Genomic DNA, 19,625 nt, shown 5'->3' with positions numbered 1-19,625 from the left:
ATCGGCCCCTCCGGCTCCGGCAAGTCCACGTTCCTGCGCTGCCTGAACCGCCTCGAGGAGGCCACCTCCGGCGAGATTCTCGTCGACGGCGAGTCCATCACTGACCCCAAGGCCGACGTCGACCGCATCCGTCGCCACATGGGCATGGTGTTCCAGCAGTTCAACCTCTTCCCGCATAAGACGGTGAAGGAGAACCTGATGTGGGCGCCGGTCGAGCTCAAGCTCAAAACCAAGGAGGAGGCCGAGAAGAAGGCCCTCGAGCTGCTTTCTCGCGTTGGGCTTGCGGACAAGGTCGACGCGATGCCCAAGTCGCTCTCCGGCGGTCAGCAGCAGCGTGTGGCCATTGCCCGCGCCCTGTGCATGGACCCGGATATCATGCTCTTCGATGAGCCTACGAGCGCCTTGGACCCCGAGATGGTCTGCGAGGTCCTCGACGTCATGCGCGAGCTTGCCAACGAGGGCATGACGATGGTCTGTGTCACGCACGAGATGGGTTTTGCCCACGACGTGGCCGACCGCGTGGTCTTCGTTGACCAGGGTGTCATCCAGGAGCAGGGCACGCCCCAGGAGGTCATCGACCACCCGAGGAACGAGCGCACCAAGAGCTTCCTGTCCAAGGTGCTCTAGACCGCTGCGACCTGTTCCCATTGCGTATCTAGTGTGCGGCCCCGGTGATGGAACCGGGGCCGTTTTACAAAACAAGTTGGATGTATTCCCTGAGACAACTGTTCGCAAGAAACAACTCGAAGTGCGAATCGATTCCTTGCCATCACCATGTCAAGAGTATCTGAGCCCCGATGGCACGCGGGTGAATAAGAGCACACAGATGGTTATTGAAGGTGCGCGGGCGAATTGCCGGGAATTGGGGGCGTTGTAGACTTGCGGGGTCTCTTCAAACGACCGGAAGATTATGTCTGGGGGATTGTCTGAGAAACATGTGCCTGAATTTGTTGTCTATCTCCGGATGTGGTTATAACAAAGAAATTTAAAAATGTATAACTGCAGCTATATTAAGTGACAATATGCCGTCGAACTTGTGTCTAACCTGCGTTCCAAAACTAGACAACAAATATGGCGAAAGGTTCCCTTGGTTCTGCGTGCTACTCGGTCTTATCGTCATCCTCGTGACCGAGCAGGGCATCGACTACCTGCTCGCGGCGCTTCTCCGCCTTACGCTCGGCCTTCTGCTCCTCGACGGCAAAGGCGGGGTCCGTGGGGTCCACGAGTTCGTCCTCGCCGCTCTTGGGGTTGTAGTGATGGCGCAAGACCGGCTCGAACAGCTTGAGGTGCGCGGCGAAGGCAAACGACACGCCAATGAGCACGCAGAAGATGAGGATACGCGGCATGGTCTCCACCTGCGTCATGAGTACGGCGCCGGCGCACAGCATGGTGGTCCAGGCATAGATGAACAGCACTGCCTGACGCTGGTTGTAGCCGTCGGAGATGAGCCTGTGGTGGATGTGGCCCTTGTCGGCGTGGCCCACGCTCACGTGTGCGCGCTTGCGGCGGATGATGGCCGAGAGTGTGTCGACGATAGGCACAAAGGAAATCACGAGCGGAAGAATCATCGTGGTGAGGCCTGCCATGCGCGTGACGTTGAGCAGCGAAATGGTGCCAAGTGAGAAACCCAGCAGCAGCGAGCCCGAGTCACCGAGGAAGATTGAGGCGGGGTTGAAGTTGTAGCGAAGGAACCCGAGCGTGGCGCCCGCAGCCGAGATGGCCAGGGCTGCGGCGTCGAGCCTGCCGGACATGGTGGCCATGAGGAACATCGTCATGCAGGAGATGAACGTGATGCCCGAGGCGAGCCCGTCGAGCCCGTCGATGAGGTTGATGATGTTCACGTAGGCAACGAGGTAGATCACCGTGATGGGGTAGGCGGCCCATCCGAGTGAGAACTCGCCCCCAAGCGGGTTCACGATGATGCCAACCGTAAGGCCTCCGGCAACGGCGATGCCCGCGGCGAGCACCTGGCCCGCGAGCTTCGCCAGCGGCTTCAGCTGGAAGACGTCGTCAATGGCGCCCGTGAGGAAGATGACGAGGAACGAGGCGGCGAGCATGTAGTAGTTGACCGTCATGAAGCGCCCGGGGAGCAGCACCACGGGCCATCCCAGCTGCGTGGTACCAACGTATTGAACGGCCACCGCCGCGATGAGCGCGACGAAGATGGCGACGCCGCCCATGCGAGGCGTGGCCTTCTTGTTGATGCGGCGCTTGCTCGGGCGGTCCACCGCCCCGAGCTTCCAGGCGAGCTTGCCCGCGAGCGGCGTGAGCGCGAGGGTCACGACAAGGGTCGTGACGAACAGGCACACGTAGGGTATCCACCACTCGACCAAAACGGGCAACCTCCCGAAGCCACACGACCGGGCCCTCGCCTGGGAGGCGCTCGTCATCGTGGAACTGACAAATCTTTAACATGATACCAGCCGGGGCAGAATCAGTTTCTCCGGGGGTTGGGGCGTGGCGGGTGGAAGGAGCTCGGGTCGAACGACATGGCTTGCCAGCCACTCTCCCTGAAAGTGAAAATGTGTCGTATCGCGCCGTTTAGCTGCATCTTATTGGTGTCAAGGGCAAACAACACTACGTAAGGCGCATGTCAAGACTGGAAACGACGAATGGCATCCGTATAGTGAGTGATGTCAGTCCCCCGCAGGGCAAACTGGGTGAACCGACAAGCGTTTCCTGGGAGCCCACATGCCGATCCCAGTACAGGCATCCTCCGCTGGTGAGGAAGCTGGAACAGACGGTGAGGGCACCCACCTTTTGAGAGGTGGGTTCATTATCGCACCTGCGGGGGGCGACGTTGTTTTGGCGGCGTCGCCCTTTTTCTTTCCTGATGTTGCGGCCATAAGCTATTTCGTGATGCTCCCTGGGCTTCGTGGCTTGGGGTGCGGTTCATGACCTCGCGGCCTTCGATCGGGCTTTACGGCTTGCGCGGGAACACTACGCCCCACAATTCTCAACGGTGCTTTGTGCCCCGTGGAGAAGAGCCTTCCTGATTCGCGATGGGGAAGCTTCCGCGGTCCAAGATTGAAAAATTTCGTTTGACTCTCTGGGAACTCACGGTATACTAGCCCTTGCGCAAACGCGCCTGGGGACGTAGCTCAGCTGGGAGAGCGCTGCCGTCGCATGGCAGAGGCCGAGGGTTCGATTCCCTTCGTCTCCACCAGTGATTATGAGAGCGGGCCACATTGTGGTCCGCTCTTTTTGTATGTGTATGGAGGGCCACGTTCATGGGCGATAGTACCGACAAGGGCACTGAGGTGGCGGGCGGAGTCGCCGGGACGGCTGTCGCGGGCGGCGGCATTGGTGCCGGCATTGGCGTCGGGAATACGGGCGGAGTCGCCGGAACGGCTGGCGCGGGCGGCGGCATCGGTGCCGGCTCTGCCGAGGCGGCTGGCACTGTGGGGTTGGCGGGGCCAGCCGTCTCGGCTGGCCCCACTGCCTACGCGCACTGCACGCTCTGCCCGCGCGCGTGCGGTGCGGCCCGCAGCGCCGGTGCCCGCGGTGCCTGCGGCGCCAACGCCACCTTGCGTATCGCCCGCGCGGCCCTTCACTTCTGGGAGGAGCCGCCCATCTCGGGCGAGACGGGCTCGGGCGCCATCTTCTTCTCGGGTTGCCCCCTCAAGTGCGTCTTCTGCCAGAACCGCGAGATCAGCGCCGGCAACTTCGGCCACGAGGTCACGGTGGCGCGCCTTGCCGAGATCATGCTCGAGCTCGAGGCCCAGGGGGCGCTCAACATCAATCTCGTGACGCCCCTGCACTTTGCGCCCCAGGTGCGCGAGGCCGTGCTCACGGCGCGCGACGCCGGCATGAGCTTGCCCACTGTCTGCAACACCTCGGGCTATGAGACGGTCGAGACGCTTCGGCTCATGGCAGACGTCATCGACGTGTGGCTCACCGACTTCAAGTACGCGGACGGCGGCCTCGCCCGCAGGCTCTCGGCGGCGGGCGACTACCCCGAGGTGGCCTCGGCTGGCCTCGCGGAGATGCTCGCGCAGGTGCGCGCCGCCGGCGGGCGGGCGCTTGACGAGGACGGCCGGATGCTTCGCGGCATCATCGTGCGTCACCTCGTGCTGCCCGGCCACACGGATGACTCCATGGCCGTGCTCGACCGAGTGTGGGAGCTTGCCGGCAACGACGTGGACATCTCCGTCATGAACCAGTACACGCCCAACGAGGCCTGCCGCCGGCGTGGGGGAGACCTGGGCCGCGCCTTGGGGGACGACGAGTATGACATCGTCCTCGACTATGCCGATGACCTCGGCTTCGAGCACATGTGGTGGCAGCAGGGCGGTACCGTCTCTGAGAGCTTCGTCCCCGCGTTTGACGCCACGGGCGTGGACGGGCCGGAACTTGATGCCTGAGGGCACTGCTGGTCCTTAGCAAATCGCGATGAGCTGCAGATTTCACCCCGAGCATGCAAAAGGGATAGACTTATTCAATACGCCTGCGGGACGCCTGGCGATGTGCCCGCCCCGCACCATATGAGAAATCGGCGCGCCGGTGCCAGCACCTCGGCGCGCGTTACCTAAGGAGCCTTGATGGCAGATAGCAACACGCCGCTCAGCGACGCCGAGCGCGCCGAGCTGGAGCGTCTGCGGGCCGAGAAGGCCCAGCGCGACCGCTCGCGGGCCGATGCCCAGCGTCGCGCCGAGCTCGAGCGCCTGCGCCGCGATCAGGCCGACGCCGACGCCGAGCGCCGCGATGCCCAGCGCCGCGAGCGCGCCCGCGAGTACATGGAGCCCGACGAGGACCTCAAGATGCCGCTCGCCCAGAAGCTCGTGCTTCTCGTGGTGGCCATCATCATCGCGTGGTTCGTGGTCTTCGTCGTCGGCGGCGGGATGATCAACAACTAGCCGGCCTTGGGGACAGCCGCAGATGGTCCCATTGCCGCTGCTGGCGGCACACAGGGCGGCCCGGCCGCCACGAAGGGGGAGAGCATGTCGCTCACCGACATCACAAGGCCCACGGACGTGTCCCTCAACACAGACCTCTACGAGCTCACGATGGCCCAGGGCTTCTGGGAGTCTGGGCTCACGGAAGCCCAGGCCTGCTTCACCGTCTTCTTCCGCGACAACCCCTTCAGGGGCGGTTACGCGGTGGCGTGCGGCACGGGCCAGATTGCCGACCTCGTTGAGAACTTCCGCTATACCGAGGAAGACGTCGCCTACCTCGCGAGCGTGGAGGCTCCCGGTGGCGGAGCCATGTTCAAGTCGGAGTTCCTCGACTGGCTGCGCACCTTCAGGATGGACGTCGACGTGTGGGCGGCGCGCGAGGGCGAGGTCGTGTTCCCCCGCGAGCCCATCGTGCGCGTGCAAGGCCCCGTGATTGCCTGCCAGCTCATCGAGACGGCCCTGCTGAACCTTGTGAACTTCCAGACGCTCGTGGCCACCAAGGCGGCTCGCGTGGTGCAGGCGGCAGAGGGGCATGCCGTGTCCGACTTTGGCCTCCGCCGCGCCCAGGGCCCGGATGGCGGCCTGGCGGTGGCGCGCGCCTCCTTCGTGGGTGGCGCCAGCTCCACCTCCAACTGTCTCGCCGGCAAGATCTACGGCATCCCCGTGTTTGGCACGCACGCACACTCCTGGGTCATGGCGTTTCCCTCCGAGCTCGACGCCTTCCGGGCCTTTGCGCGCTCCATGCCCAAGAACTGCTGCCTGCTCGTGGACACCTACGACGTGCGCCAGGGCCTCGCCAACGCCGTGACGGTGGCCAAGGAGATGGAGGCTGTCGGCGAGCGGCTCTCCGCCGTGCGCATCGACTCGGGCGACCTTGCGAAGCTCTCCAAGCTCGCGCGCGAGATGTTCGACGAGGCGGGCCTGCCCTACGTGAAGGTCTCGGCCTCCAACGACCTGGACGAGTACACCATCCAGAGCCTCTTTGCCCAGGGCGCTCCCATCGACTCCTTTGGCGTGGGCACCAAGCTCGCCACCTGCGACCCACAGCCCTCGCTCGGCGGCGTCTACAAGCTCGCGGCCGTCCGCAAGGCGGGCGAGGGTGCCTGGCGCCCGGTCATGAAGCTTTCCGAGATGGCCTACAAGCGCACCATCCCCGGCGTCCAGCACGTGGTCCGCTTCGTGGACGAGGCGGGCTGCCCCGTGGGCGACGTGATCGTGGACGACGCGGTTGCCACGGGCGAGCCCGGCCTCGCCGTGGACGTGCTCGACTCCGAGCGCGCCTATGACTTCACGGCCTTCGAGGCCCATGAGCTGCTCGTGCAGGTGGTGGCGGGCGGGAAGTCCACAGGTGCCGCGGGGACCCTCGGCGAGGCCAAGCGCCGCTGCCGCGACGCCCTCATGCACCTCGACCCGGCCGTGCGCCGCTTCCTCAACCCGCAGATCTATCCGGTGGGCATCGAGCGGGGCCTTGCGGACCTGCGCCTGAGGCTTGCCCGCGAGGAGCGCGCGGGCGCCGGGCAGGCGAGCCTGCTCTAGCGCACGCTCGCCCCTACCGCCGCGGCGCTGTCGTTCCGGCTGGCCCGGAGGCGTGCTCGCCCTTTGCCTAAGGCGAGCGGTCCCGGGCACTTTTGCTACACTCAACCAGCCGCATCGCGGCAAGACCTGCAACTTCGCGGCCCCTCGGGGCCGCTTGCGTACATGAGAGGGGACCCCTGTGGTCGAGACGATCGAGAATCTGGTTCGTGAGGCCATCGCCTGTGCCCAGAAGGCCGGCGACCTGCCCGAGTTCGAGGTGAGCGACCTCGGCCTCGAGCGCCCGGCAGATTCCGCCAACGGCGACTGGTCGAGCACCGTGGCGCTCAGGAGCGCCAAGCTCGCCCACAAGGCGCCGCGTGCCATCGCCGAGGCCATCGTGGCCCACCTGCCCAAGACCGACGAGGTGGAGCGCGTTGAGGTTGCCGGCCCCGGCTTCATCAACCTCTACCTCTCCAAGGCTGCCGGCAACGCCGTCTTCCGCACCGTGCGCGAGCAGGGCGCCAACTACGGCCGCTCCAACCTCGGCGAGGGCACCTCGGTGCAGGTTGAGTTCGTCTCCGCGAACCCTGTGGGCCCGCTCCACATCGGTCACGGCCGCTGGGCGGCCCTCGGCGACTCGCTCTGCCGTGTCCTCGAGCATGCCGGCTACGACGTGGAGCGCGAGTACTACGTCAACGACCACGGCAACCAGATGAACACCTTTGGCAACTCGGTCTCCGAGCGCTACCTGCAGATTGCTGACATCATGGCTTCCAAGGGCCTCGACGCCCATGCCGCCCACGAGGCGCTCATCGCCGACTGGCAGGCCTTCGTCGACGACGAGGCCGACGAGCACCCCGAGAGCCACCCCTACATGGACGCCTTCCGCAACAAGCTGGGCGCCGACTCCTACGGCGGCGACTACATCATCGACCTGGCCGCGCACTTCATGGAGGAGGACGGCACCAACTGGGTGGAGGCCGACGCGCAGGAGCGCATGCTTTCCTTCCGCGAGCGCGGCTACAAGCTCATGCTCGAGGACATTCGCCACACCTGTGAGGACATGCGCACCGAGTTTGAGGTGTGGTTCTCCGAGCGCTCGCTCTACGAGAAGGGCGCCGACGGCCAGAGCGCCGTCGACCGCGCCTTTGCCGCGCTCCGCGAGAAGGGCTACCTGTTCGAGAAGGACGGGGCCCTGTGGTTCCGCTCCACGGACTTTGGCGACGACAAGGACCGCGTGCTCGTGAAGGCCGACGGTGCCTACACCTACTTCGCCTCCGATGTGGCCTACCACTGGAACAAGTACGAGCGCGTCGACCACGTCATCGACGTGTGGGGCGCCGACCACCACGGCTACATCGCCCGAGTGCGCGCCGCCACCGACGCCCTGGGCTACGAGGGCAAGTTCGAGGTGCTGCTCGGTCAGCTCGTGAACCTGCTGCGCAACGGCCAGCCCGTCAAGATGAGCAAGCGCAAGGGCACGATGGTGCCGCTGCGCGAGCTTCTGGACGAGGTGGGCGCTGACGCCACGCGCTTCACCCTGGTGTCCAAGAGCTCCAACCAGATGATCGACTTCGACATCGAGGCCGTAAAGCGCCAGGACAACACCAACCCGGTCTACTACGTGCAGTATGCGCACGCCCGCATCTGCTCCATCCTGCGCCGCGCCGCGGGCGTCACAGACGCCGAGGCGGCCGAGCTGGGCATGGACGCCGTGGCCGAGCGCGCCTGCTCCCTGGACTGCGACCTATCTGTGCTCACCGACCCCACCGAGGCGGCGCTCGCCCGCAAGCTGGGCGAGTTCCCGGGCCTTGTCGAGGGCTGCGCCCGCGACCGCGCCCCGTTCCGCCTGACGCACTACGCGCAGGAGCTTGCCGGTGCCTTCCATGCCTTCTACACCGTGTGCCAGGTGTTGCCGAGCGAGGGCCGTCCCGTCGATGCGTCGCTCTCGCATGCACGTCTCGCCGCCTGCGACGCAGTTCGTCGCGTGCTCGCCCTCACGCTGACCCTCGTTGGCGTGTCTGCTCCCGAGAGGATGTAAGGACCTTCCCTTCTCACGTCAAAGGAAGCCGTTGCACCCGTCCGAGCGCCCTGCGCCGGGCGGGTGCTCCTTTTGCGCGAGCGCGACGGCCGGAGGATGGTCGCAACGACGAAGAGGCTGGCACGACCTCGGAAGTCCTGCCGGGGCCTTCGTGGGGCCCTTGGCGATGTGGGCGCCCATATCCCAGAGAAAACGACCTCACCGTCGACGCTCATGAAATCCTCAATCGCATGCTCATGTATGCCGAGGTCACAAAAGCGTTTTCCCGAGTTTGCAACAAGAGCGTACGAGAGTCCCCCCATCTCGCCCTCGAGTAAATGTCGCCCTCGAGTCCCTCCGACGAGCGTATGCTATCGATGTCAAAAAAGGGGGTTATTTCGATGAACGTGAGAGAGTATCTGTCCGTTCGCCGGGCGTATGCGCTGGTTCGTCAGGGCATGCCTTATGCCGATCGCTTGACCTTCGAGGAGCTGGCCATACTGTGCCATCTCTCAAACGCCTCCAGCCCGCTCCGTACCTCGGAGGTTGCCGAGTACCAGGGCGTGTTGAGGCCGACGATGACCCATCGAACGAGTCATCTTGCCCGTCTTGGCCTTATCGAGCGCACGAGCGGCGAGCGCGACCGCCGAAGCGTGTGCTGCGCGCTCTCGCAGGAGGGGCGGCTTCGTCTCGATTCGGCGCTTCTCGACATGTGCGCCTCAATCAAGCCCGGCATGCCGCTCTCTCGCTGCACCCCCGACCGCATGCGCCGCGTCGTGGATACCATGGGTTCCGTGACGCTTTCCTCTGCCGACCTCGTTCTGCTCGGGCTGGCAACGTATGGGGAGGGCGAGGGGCTTGCCGTATGCGAGCTTGTCGACAAGCTCGGGCTTCTTCAGCCAACGGTCTCCATGGCCGTCGCGTCGCTGTGCGACTCCGGTCTTGCGCTTCGTGCCTCGGCTGGCAACGCCGCTGGCCGCGGTCCTCTGGTTGCCGCGACCGAGAAGGGCTCCGTTCGTATCTCGGAGGCTTCCGAGCACATCAACTCCCTTCATGTTCACACGCCGCGCAAGCGGAGGGACGACTAGGGTCATCTTGGGTTTCCTTCGATTCTCGGACCTTCGTCATGTAAGTCGCGGAATCGTCGCAGTGAGGGACGACGAGGACCATCTTGGGTTTTCTTCGATTCCCGGGCATGTGTTATAGTTGCTCAAACGGCATTTTGCCGTTCATGCCGCGCGTAGCGGCTCATTCCCAAAGACATCCCGCCAAGCACCCAGGCTGCCTCTCGCATGCCGTCCTTGCTCTCAATTCAGGCGGGGCGACCCTAGGTCGTATCGAATCGAAGGAACATCTCAGTGACAGACGAAAAGCCCGAGGCCACTCAGCCCCAGAAGCGTCGTCGTGGCCGCCCGCGCAAGGCTGCGGCCGAGGAGGGCATGGCCCCGCAGGCCCCGCGTCAGGAGGCCGTGCGTGATACGGGCGACGATGCGGGCGACGCGCAGCGACGTCGGCGCCCGAGGCCCAAGAAGGCCCAGGCCGGCGACGAGGCTCAGGGGCAGCGCGAGGGTGCGCAGGTGCCTCAGCGCCCCTCTCGCCAGGACGCCCAACGCCAGCAGGCGCGTCCCGGCAGGGGCCAGCAGCAGGGCGGGTATCGCGATCGTGCCCAGCAGTTCCAGGGCAACAACCGTCGCCGTGGGCGCCACGGCAACAATGGCCCCTCCCAGTCTCTGAACGAACCCAGGCTCTCTCGCGAGGACCTTGCGGCCATGAGGGTTGCCGAGGTGCGCAGCCAGGCTGCCAACCTCGGCATCGAGTACGTGGGCGTCAAGCGGGCGGAGCTCATCGAGGCCGTCTACATCGCGGCTGCCCGCGCCGAGGGCTTCCGCTCCGCGGCGGGTATTCTCGACATCACGGGCGAGGGGTACGGCTTCGTTCGAACCGGCAACTACATGCCTGGCGATGACGACGCCTTCGTGCCCCAGCAGCTCATCAAGCACCTTGGCCTCAGGAGGGGAGACCTTGTCGAGGGAACGGTGCGTCCGAGCCGACCCAACGACAAGTATCCGGCCCTGCAGCGCGTTTCCAAGGTGAACGGCCTTGCTCCCGATTCCATTCGCACGCGCCCTCGCTTCCGAGACCTCACGCCCGTCTATCCGAGCGAGCGCCTCGTCATGGAGCACGGCAAGGACTCGATCACCGGCAGGGCCATCGACCTCGTCGCTCCCATCGGCAAGGGCCAACGTGGCCTCATCGTGAGTCCTCCCAAGGCTGGCAAGACCACGGTCCTCAAGCGCATCTGCGAGTCCATCGCCGCCAACAACCCCGAGGTCTACCTCATCTGCCTTTTGGTGGACGAGCGCCCCGAGGAGGTCACGGACATGCAGCGCTCCATCAAGGGCGATGTGGTGGCCTCGACGTTTGACATGCCCGCCGAGAACCACACGAGCGTGTCTGAGCTCGTGATTGAGCGCGCCAAGCGCCTCGTGGAGATGGGCCGCGACGTCGTGGTGGTGCTCGACTCCATCACGCGTCTTGCGCGCGCGTATAACCTGGCTGCTCCCGCCTCCGGCCGCATCCTCTCCGGTGGCGTTGACTCCGCGGCGCTGTACCCGCCCAAGCGCTTCCTCGGCGCCGCGAGGAACATCGAGAATGGCGGCTCGCTCACCATCCTCGCCTCCGCGCTCGTTGACACCGGCTCCAAGATGGACGAGGTCATCTTCGAGGAGTTCAAGGGCACCGGCAACATGGAGCTCAAGCTCGATCGCGAGCTGGCCGACAAGCGCATCTATCCGGCCATCGACCCGATTGCCTCCGGCACGCGCAACGAGGAGCTGCTCGTGGACCCAGAGCTTCAGCCGTTCGTCTGGGGCATCCGTCGCATCCTTGCCAACATGAACAACACGGAACGTGCGGAGAGCTCGCTGATCAAGGGCCTGCGCGCCACGCAGAATAACCAGGAGTTCCTCATTCGCTCGGCAAAGAAGGCGCAGCTGAGCGAGTACGCGGACGCGCTGTAGCGTAGGCGGACGAACTGTCTTGTGCGATTGTGCCTGGTTGCCAGGCCGGCTTATACGGTAGGCCTGGCGAATGACCCGACACGCGCGTCGTCGCCTGGCGAACATGTTCCTCCGTGCCTGACGGGGAGGACCAGCCTGCGGATGGTTGGTCCTCCCCATCTTTTTACCTGGTCTTTTTGATTGATGGGATGTATAGTTTTGCAAGCTCGTGCTCACGTGCGAGCCCTTCAGATATGTTCGAGCGACGGCACACGCAGACTAAACCCACTCCACCGTTGCCCGATTGGTCGCGAGCCTTGTGCCCGCACGCCCGTCGTCGCAAGAGAGACTGCGTGTTCGTCGCCCTTTAGGGGAGGCATCTCATGACGAGCGGGAAGAGAAATCCTGCCATCTATGCTGGTCTGGCTGGTGCGGCTGCATGGGCATGTCCCGTGTCCGCCTCTGCCCTGACGCTCGCAGGCCACGAGTTCTCCGTGACCGGCGCTGCCATTCCCTTTGTTGCCGGCTGTGCCGTGGGTGCCCTCGTGGCCACAGGCACGACGCTTGCCATCACGCGCTCGCAGGAGGCGCGCAGCCAGGCTGCCCAGGCCCAGCGCGTGCTTGACGAGCACGCGCGTGCGATGGGTCCCGCCTGGCAGACGGCCCCAGACGCCGACGCCACGAGTGCCGTTGCGGCTGACGTGACACATTCCATGCCGCGTGCCGCCGGTGCGCACGCGTCCTCTTTCGCAAACGTTCCCCCCGTCATGCCCAAGCATCCTGTGGCTGGGTTCGCTCCGAATACCTTCGCGGCGGACGAGGATGGTACGTACGCGTCTGCCGCGGTCGAGAACGTGGACGCCAAGCCTGCTTCAGGCGAAAACGCCTCCGGAGGCTTCGACGTCTTCCAGAGCGCCTTCGAGCACATCGCCGCCGCCCACGAGGCCGAGCGGGCAAATCCCGCCGTTGCCGCGCGCATTCCCCGCATCGATGTGGAGCCCTCCGCAAAGCCAGTCGAGCCCCGTGGCTTTGTTCAGGACAGCGATCCCAATGACTACGCCGCCGTGGCACAGGCCTACGTGCGCAAGCGGACGCTCGCAGACCGCATGGTGTCCCGTGCCAAGGGCGTCGCCCGTGTGCTTGGCGAGCGCCTTGAGGCCTCGCACATGGACGGCCTGCCCGTGATTACACGCGCCGACGGCACCGTGGGTGACGTGGGTGAGCTGTGGTGGGACGACGCCCTTGGCGACTCCCAGGTCACTGGCGTGAGCCAGACCACCTTTGCCGGAACCCCCGGCGTGAACGAGAGCCTTGCCGACAACAGCGCGGTGCTCTTTACCGCCCAGACGGTCGATGAGGCGCGTGCGGCCTATGACACCTGGCGTCAGGCAAGTGCCCCTGTGGCCACGTCTGCCGCCCAGGCGCCCGAGGCTGCCGCCCAGGCTTCTGCTGCCCCCTCGGATCCGGCGCAGCCGACGGCGCGGGCGGTCCCTGCCTTCCAGACGCCCGAGCAGGCGAGCCAGCCAACGTGGAGCCCTGCCATTCGCGAGGAGATTCATGCCGTGCCGCAGGTGGAGCTCGATCAGGAGGAGCGCTGGAGCGACAAGCAGCAGGACCTTTGGGCCGTGGCGCTCGCGGCGCTCGACGAGCGTTTCGACGAGCAGGTTGCGATGGGTCCCGAGGAGGGTCCCGTCTTCTCCGGGTCCGCCTTTGACGAGGACGGGGGCGATTCCCTCGACGAGCCCGAGGGCCTCGAGCCGAGCACCGAGTTCCTGTCGTTCCGGCCGCAGGCGGGTCACCCTGAGGTCAACAACACGGACAGCTATGTGAACCTGCTCGTAGACCAGGAGTTCAACCGTTCCAAGAGCAAGGCCGTTCGCAAGAGCTATCGCGACTACCTGCGTCTCATTGATGGTGGCACCTCCGAGCTCCCGCGTACCGCCCACATGAAGGATTCCGCCACGCGCATGGCGAAGAACGACTCCACCTCGCGTCTGATCAACGTGGACGCAACCTCGAAGCTTCGCCGCGCCCGTCACCTCGCGGCCGTGAGGGCCTAGCGTGGCGAGAGGTTCGAGGTCGGGACGCGTGCCGTCGTGGGCGCGTTGGGCGCTCGTCGCTGCGTGGGTGGCCTTCATCTGGAGCAGATCACTGTTTGCTGGGCCTGAGTCAACGGAGCAGAGCGACTTCGTTGTGGGCCTGCTACGCCCGCTCCTCGAGGGCGCGGGCGTCACCGACGTCTCCATGATGTCGTTCATCGTGCGCAAGGTAGCGCACTTCTCCGAGTACCTGGTGCTTGGAGTCCTGCTGTCGTCGACGCGTGACGGGGGCGTGCCCTGGCAGCAGCTCTTTCTTGGGCTCGCGGTCCCCGTGGCTGATGAGACTATCCAGATGCTCATCCCCGGCCGCAGCAGCCAGCTCACAGACGTTCTCATCGACTTCTCGGGGATGCTCGCAGGCCTGCTGCTAGGTGCGCTCGTGCGCTCTATAAAAAAGCGCCGGTAGGCACCTTCTAAAAGAAATTGGCGGCCCGTTCAGGCGGCTACTCCTCGACAAGCGAGCTTCTGCGCTAGCTCTGGGGTGCCCGACCCAAGACTAGACCGGGCCGCCGCCCATTCAGGTGGTTACCTCAGGCGGCTATTCTTCGACAACCGCGCCCTCGAAGCTCGCCGCCATCGTGCGCACCCAGAGGCCCTCGACGCCCACAGCTTGCGCGGCGTCGGCGACGTGCTGTGCCGCCTCGTCACCGTCGCAGATGGCGAGCATGGTGGAACCGGAGCCGCTGATGACGAAGGCGGCCGCTCCCGCCGCAAGCGATGCCTCGCGCAGTGCGTCGTAGTCGCGGATGAGGCGCTTGCGATAGGGCTCGTGGAGCCTGTCGTCGCAGGCCTCGGCAAGCAGGCTGAGCTCACCCGTCTCGAGCGCACGGACGCTGGCCACGGCACGGCCCACCTGCCAGACGCAGGTCTCGAGCGAAACCTCCTTCGGCAGCACCTGGCGCGCGTCTGCCGTGCGAACCTCATAGGGTGGGGCCATCGTCACAAAGCGCACGTTGGCAGCAACGTCCATACGCGTGGAGAAGGTCTCCGCGCCGCGCACGAAGGAGCTCGTGAGGCCGCCCAGGACCGCAGGTGCCACGTTGTCGGGGTGACCCTCCGCCTTGGTGGCAAGGTCGAGGGCGAGCTCGGTGTCCCAGCCCTTGTCGGCACGGTCGAGCGCGGCCACAACGCCGGCCACCACGCAGGTGGAGCTCGAGCCGAGGCCGCCGGAGAGCGGGATGGGCGACTGGATGTCGATGGCGAGCGGGCGCGGGCTCACGCCAAGCGTGGCGCAGGTGTCCAGGTAGGTGGTCCAGACGAGGTTGTCGCGTCCGCGGAACCGCTCCTCGCAGCCCGTGACCACGAGCTCGTTGGCCTCCTTCATCGAAAACGTTGCCCTGAGGTCCAGGGCAACGCCCAGGCAGTCGAAGCCCACGCCGAGGTTTGCCGAGGTCGCCGGCACCGTTACCCGCGTCATGCGAAGAGCCTCGCGCAGGCGTCCTCCACAAAGGAGGTCATGCCCCCGACGCTCACGACGTCAGAGAAGCGCTCCTCGGCGTTGCGCAGGGATGAGAGCTGGGCGGGCGGCTCCATGCCGGTGAGCTCGGAGAGCCTGTCCATGCAGGCAAAGCCGTCGAGGCCCTCGGTTGCGTGGCCAAGCGCGGCCAGGACGTCCGCGGAGAACTTGTAGGGGTTTGCCGTGGAGAGGCACACGCGCTCCACGCCGTCACGGGCGTGGCCGTCAAGAACGTGCTTGGCCACCGCGGTGTGCGGGTCGAGCAGCACGTGCTCATCCTCCCAGGCGGCACGGATAGTCTCGCGCGTCTCGGCGTCATCCGCCTTGCCGCAGGCGAAGCTCTCGTGGAGCTTCTCCAACAACTCGGAGGGCACCTGGTAGTGGCCCTCGTCCGCAAGCTGGCCCATGAGCGCGGCCACGAGCTCGCAGTCGCCATCGGACAGGTAGAAGAGCAGGCGCTCGAGGTTGGAGGAGACCAGGATGTCCATGGAGGGCGAGATGGTCTTGTGGAACGGGCGTCTGCGGTCGTAGGTGCCCGTCTCGATGAACTCGGTGAGCACGTCGTTGGCGTTGGACGCCACAACGAGCGTGCGAACGGGCAGGCCCATGAGCTTGGCGAAGTAGCCGGCGAGGACGTCGCCGAAGTTGCCCGTGGGGACGCAGAAGTCAAGCTTGTCGCCCTTGGTGATGGTGCCTGCGGCCACGAGCTGGGCGTAGGCGTCGAAGTAGTAGGTCACCTGAGGCACGAGACGGCCGACGTTGATGGAGTTGGCGCTGGAGAGCACGACGTTGCGCTCGGCGAGACGTGCCGCGAGCTCGCGGTCGGCAAAGATGCGCTTCACCTGGGACTGCGCGTCGTCGAAGTTGCCCTCGATGGCGCCCACGGCCACGTTGGCGCCGCGCTGGGTGGCCATCTGGAGGCGCTGGATGTCAGACACCTTGCCGTTGGGGTAGAACACGGAGACGCCCGTGCCCTCGACGTCGGCGAAGCCCTCGAGCGCGGCCTTGCCGGTGTCGCCGCTCGTGGCGGTGAGAATCATGATGCGGCGTCCGTCGCCGGCGCGGGAGACGCGCATGAGCTGGGGAAGCATCTGGAGCGCGACGTCCTTGAACGCGCTCGTGGGGCCATGCCAGAGCTCGAGCAGCCAATCGGCGCCCACGGGTGTGACGGGCGTGACGGCGGGGGAGTCGAAGTTGGGGCCGTAGGCGGCCTTCACGCAACCGGCGATCTCGTCTGCCGTGAAGTCGTCCAGGAGGTGCCCGAGGACGAGGCGCGCGCGGTCCTGGAAGGTGCCGGCGAGCAGGTCGTCGAGGGCGGGGGCGCCCAGGGCCACGTCGTCGCGGACGAACAGGCCGCCATCGGCGGCAATTCCCTCGAGAATGGCCTGCTTGCTTGTTACAGATTCGTTTCGGGAGCGCGTGCTGTGGTAGAACGTACTCACTGCTCTTCTCCTCGCGTCGTGAGTTGGCACAATCGCGCGCCAATCCCCGGGTTTTGCCGGGCCTGGCGCCTGTGTGAGACATCATAGCGTGGGAGGCGCGGCTGGGCACCTGCGGGGGCCAGCCGTGACCTCGCGGAAACGTTGGGAGGGGCGGGGCGCCCGGAACCTAGCGACGGCACAAGGAGCCACATGATCAAGATTACCAAGTTCGGAGGCTCGAGCGTCGCTGACGCCGGGCAGTTCAAGAAGGTAAAGCGCATCATCGAGTCCGATGACGCCCGCCGCTTCGTGGTCGTCTCGGCCGCGGGCAAGCGCAACTCCGGTGACAACAAGATAACCGACCTGCTGTATCTCGTTGACGCTCACCGCACCTACCATGTGGACTGCACGCCGCTGCTCGATGACATCAAGCAGCGCTTTGTCGACATCGCCACCGAGCTCAAGCTGAGCTATCCCATGGCCGAGAAGTTCGACGAGTTCGCGGCCGGCATCCAGACGCACTCCACCGAGTACATCGTGAGCCGCGGCGAGTACTTCACCGCACAGCTCATGAGCGAGTACCTCGGCTTCCCGTTTGCCGACGCCGCAGACTACGTGCGCTTCCACCACGACGGCACGCTCGACATGGAGCGTAGCTGCGAGCGCATCCACGACCTCGTGGTCCGTGAGGGCTGCTTCGTGCTTCCGGGCTTCTACGGCGCCACCTCCGAGGGCGACGTGAAGCTCTTCAGTCGCGGCGGCGGCGACATCTCGGGCTCCATCGTGGCGCGCGCCCTCAATGCGGACCTCTACGAGAACTGGACGGACGTCTCCGGCTTCCTTACCGCAGACCCGCGCATCGTTCCGCGCCCCCGCGCCATTCGTCGCATCACCTTCGACGAGATGCACGAGCTCTCCTACATGGGTGCGAGCGTCCTTCACGAGGAGGCCATCTTCCCCGTGCGGGAGGCAAACATCCCCATCGCGATCCTCAACACGAACCACCCCGAGGAGCGTGGCACCATCATCCAGGAGCGCGTCGAGCCGGAGGAGGGCGACCCCGTCATCACGGGCATCGCCGGCAAGAAGGACTTCCTCACGGTGCATGTCTCCAAGACGAAGATGTCCAACTCGGTGGGTGTGCTGTCTGCGGCGCTCAACATCTTCGAGCGCTACGGCGTCTCCGTCGAGCACGTGCCCACGGGCATCGACTCGTTCGGCATCGTGGTGAACGGCGCCGATGTCAAGGACAAGATCTACGCGATCGTGGCCGACATCCAGCACGAGATCAAGCCCGACGAGGTCAAGGTCATCGACGAGCTGGCGCTCATCAGCGTGGTGGGCCGCAACATGTCCAACCGTCCCGGCACCTCCGGCCGCCTCTTCGACGAGCTTGGCAAGAAGGGGGTCAACATCCGCCTCATCACGCAGAGCTCGCAGGAGATCAACATCATCTTTGGCGTGAACAATGCGGACTTCGAGCGCACCATCCGCGTGGTCTACGACGCCTTCCTGGACGAGACGGAGTAGCGATGGCGGGCGCGCGGCGGGCGTTGTAAGCTCAGACTTCCGCACATGTGCCTGAAGCATGAGGGAGGGCGAGGGCTGCCTCCCGGGGTCTCGGATGATCCTCTCTGGGCGTGGGGAAGTCCTCGCCCGGGCGCTACAGATACGGTTAATGGACCCGCGGACGTGAGTTCGCGGGTCTCTTCCTACCAGAAGGGATTACCCATGTCAGATACGAAGAACGTCGCGATCCTGGGTGCCACTGGCGCCGTGGGAACCCAGATGCTGCAGTGCCTCGAGGAGCGCAACTTCCCGGTGGGCGAGCTTCGCCTGCTGGCGAGCGCGCGCTCGGCAGGCAAGATGGTTGCCTGGAACGGCCGCGAGGTCGAGATTCAGGAGGCTCGCCCCGAGGCCTTCGAGGGCATGGACATCGTGCTTGGTGCGGCGGATGACGCCATCGCCAAGGAGCTCCTGCCCGAGGCCGTGAAGCGCGGGGCCACCGTCGTGGACAACTCGCACGCCTTCCGCCTGGATGCCGACGTGCCCCTCGTGGTGCCCGAGATCAACGGCGATGACGTGAAGTGGCACAAGGGCCTCATCGCAAATCCCAATTGCGCAACGATCATCGGCCTCGTGCCCACGTGGCCGCTTCACCAGCTCGGCGGCGTCTCCCGCATGATCGTGAGCACCTACCAGGCCGCGAGTGGCGCCGGCGCACCCGGCATGGCCGAGCTCGAGAGCGAGATCTCCGCGATGGGCTCGGGCTCGGCGATGCCCGAGCCGAAGGCCTTCGTGGACCAGCTCGCGAGCAACCTCATCCCGCAGATTGGCGGCGAGAAGTTCGAGGGCTATACCTCCGAGGAGATGAAGCTGCAGAACGAGGGTCGCAAGATCATGCACCTGCCGGAGCTTCGCGTGAACTGCACCTGCGTGCGCGTGCCGGTGCTGCGCAGCCACTCCGAGAGCATCACGCTCGAGTTCGAGCGCCCGGTTTCGCTCGAGGCCGCCCGCGAGGCCCTCGCTGCCGCCCCTGGCGTGAAGCTCGTTGACGACCTTGGCGCCGAGACTGCGCGCGACCGCTACCCGATGCCGCTCTACACGAGCGACCAGGACCTCATTTGGGTCGGTCGTATCCGTCGCGACATCTCAAACCCGGAGGAGGGGCGTGGCATTACCTTCTGGTGCTGCGGCGACCAGATTCGTAAGGGTGCCGCCACCAACGCCGTCCAGATCGCGGAGCTGCTGCTGAAGTAAGGACGGGCGTGGTGCTTCTGCGTTGCGTGGGGCGCCCCAATGGGGGCGTCCCTATTTTGTACGCGTGAGTTGCCTCGTGCGTGCGGGTTTGTGTGCGAGCATGTGGCTTGCGCCCATTGCCACCAGCTTACACATTGGTTTTGCCGAACTGTTATCAGTGGGTGCCGAGCATGCGCCCACTGAGCCTCGAGGACTGAGGCGTCCCGCAACCTTCTTGCGAGCTCGCAAGGTATTCCGTGGCGAGCAGTGCGTGATGCTGGGGTGATCGGGGGAGAGGGGAGTGCTGTGTCGTGTTTGAAGGTAAGATAGAAAAGGCCGGAGATCGAAATCTCCGGCCCCAACTTTAGATGGTGGATCGTCAGGGATTCGAACCCTGGACCTTGGGATTAAGAGTCCCCTGCTCTACCAGCTGAGCTAACGATCCATATACAGTAGCTACGTAAACGTAGCGAAAGAAGCA

Annotated in this window: 13 protein-coding genes, 2 tRNA genes and 1 pseudogene (1 of these 16 running past the window's edge); 12 read left to right on the top strand and 4 right to left on the bottom strand. The window is 65.3% G+C overall.

Annotated elements, in window-relative coordinates; genetic code table 11:
- Positions 1-627: pseudogene (locus EFAMC2_RS03530) on the top strand (amino acid ABC transporter ATP-binding protein) (it extends 114 nt beyond the left edge of the window).
- Positions 628-1,100: 473 nt separating this feature from the next.
- On the opposite strand, the gene EFAMC2_RS03525 reads toward EFAMC2_RS03530, so the two are convergent.
- The gene (locus EFAMC2_RS03525) at positions 1,101-2,309 is read right to left on the bottom strand and encodes a glycosyltransferase family 4 protein (RefSeq protein WP_261980028.1); all 1,209 of its coding nucleotides are present in this window, start codon (positions 2,307-2,309) and stop codon (positions 1,101-1,103) included.
- 781 nt (positions 2,310-3,090) lie between these two features.
- Here EFAMC2_RS03525 and EFAMC2_RS03520 point away from each other — a divergent pair.
- The 9 genes from EFAMC2_RS03520 to EFAMC2_RS03480 all read left to right on the top strand — a co-directional run bounded on the left by EFAMC2_RS03520 (position 3,091) and on the right by EFAMC2_RS03480 (position 13,934).
- A tRNA-Ala gene (locus tag EFAMC2_RS03520) sits at positions 3,091-3,166 on the top strand.
- Between the two features lie 64 nt (positions 3,167-3,230).
- A complete protein-coding gene (locus tag EFAMC2_RS03515; protein WP_154027074.1) occupies positions 3,231-4,364 on the top strand; it encodes a radical SAM protein in 1,134 nt (377 codons plus the stop codon).
- Positions 4,365-4,541: 177 nt separating this feature from the next.
- Positions 4,542-4,856, top strand: a complete 315-nt coding sequence (locus EFAMC2_RS03510) for a hypothetical protein (protein WP_154027072.1) — start codon at positions 4,542-4,544, stop codon at positions 4,854-4,856.
- Positions 4,857-4,940: 84 nt separating this feature from the next.
- Entirely contained in the window at positions 4,941-6,431 is a 1,491-nt protein-coding gene (locus EFAMC2_RS03505; RefSeq protein WP_154027068.1) for a nicotinate phosphoribosyltransferase, read from the top strand.
- Positions 6,432-6,609: 178 nt separating this feature from the next.
- Positions 6,610-8,451 (top strand): arginine--tRNA ligase, encoded by a 1,842-nt coding sequence (gene argS, locus EFAMC2_RS03500; RefSeq protein WP_154027065.1) that lies wholly within the window; start codon positions 6,610-6,612, stop codon positions 8,449-8,451.
- 380 nt (positions 8,452-8,831) lie between these two features.
- Complete coding sequence (locus tag EFAMC2_RS03495) at positions 8,832-9,518, top strand: MarR family transcriptional regulator (protein ID WP_187325125.1); 687 nt, start codon at positions 8,832-8,834, stop codon at positions 9,516-9,518.
- Positions 9,519-9,788: 270 nt separating this feature from the next.
- Positions 9,789-11,450: a transcription termination factor Rho gene (gene rho / locus EFAMC2_RS03490; RefSeq protein WP_315985347.1), complete on the top strand. Its 1,662-nt coding sequence runs from the start codon at positions 9,789-9,791 to the stop codon at positions 11,448-11,450.
- A gap of 362 nt (positions 11,451-11,812) precedes the next feature.
- Positions 11,813-13,489, top strand: coding sequence for a hypothetical protein (locus EFAMC2_RS03485; RefSeq protein ID WP_154027057.1), 1,677 nt, complete (start codon positions 11,813-11,815; stop codon positions 13,487-13,489).
- A 1-nt stretch (position 13,490) separates the two neighbouring features.
- On the top strand, positions 13,491-13,934 hold the full coding sequence (locus EFAMC2_RS03480) for a VanZ family protein (protein WP_154027054.1): 444 nt from the start codon (positions 13,491-13,493) through the stop codon (positions 13,932-13,934).
- A gap of 132 nt (positions 13,935-14,066) precedes the next feature.
- Here EFAMC2_RS03480 and thrB read toward each other — a convergent pair whose 3' ends face one another.
- Positions 14,067-14,945 (bottom strand): homoserine kinase, encoded by an 879-nt coding sequence (thrB, locus tag EFAMC2_RS03475; protein ID WP_154027051.1) that lies wholly within the window; start codon positions 14,943-14,945, stop codon positions 14,067-14,069.
- Positions 14,942-16,426 (bottom strand): threonine synthase, encoded by a 1,485-nt coding sequence (gene thrC, locus EFAMC2_RS03470; protein WP_154027048.1) that lies wholly within the window; start codon positions 16,424-16,426, stop codon positions 14,942-14,944. The genes thrB and thrC overlap by 4 nt, the downstream gene beginning before the upstream one ends.
- Before the next feature lie 189 nt (positions 16,427-16,615).
- Between thrC and EFAMC2_RS03465 the strand changes: the two genes are divergently transcribed.
- Positions 16,616-17,935, top strand: coding sequence for an aspartate kinase (locus tag EFAMC2_RS03465; RefSeq protein ID WP_154027045.1), 1,320 nt, complete (start codon positions 16,616-16,618; stop codon positions 17,933-17,935).
- A 201-nt stretch (positions 17,936-18,136) separates the two neighbouring features.
- Positions 18,137-19,165 (top strand): aspartate-semialdehyde dehydrogenase, encoded by a 1,029-nt coding sequence (locus EFAMC2_RS03460; RefSeq protein ID WP_154027042.1) that lies wholly within the window; start codon positions 18,137-18,139, stop codon positions 19,163-19,165.
- A gap of 348 nt (positions 19,166-19,513) precedes the next feature.
- On the opposite strand, the gene EFAMC2_RS03455 is transcribed toward EFAMC2_RS03460, so the two are convergent.
- Positions 19,514-19,589: transfer RNA gene (locus EFAMC2_RS03455), tRNA-Lys, on the bottom strand.
- Between the last annotated feature and the right edge of the window lie 36 nt (positions 19,590-19,625).

The sequence above is a fragment of the Olsenella uli genome, assembly GCF_901212655.1.
GTDB classification, from domain to species: domain Bacteria; phylum Actinomycetota; class Coriobacteriia; order Coriobacteriales; family Atopobiaceae; genus Parolsenella; species Parolsenella uli_A.
This window is presented reverse-complemented; position numbering and strand designations above follow the sequence as displayed.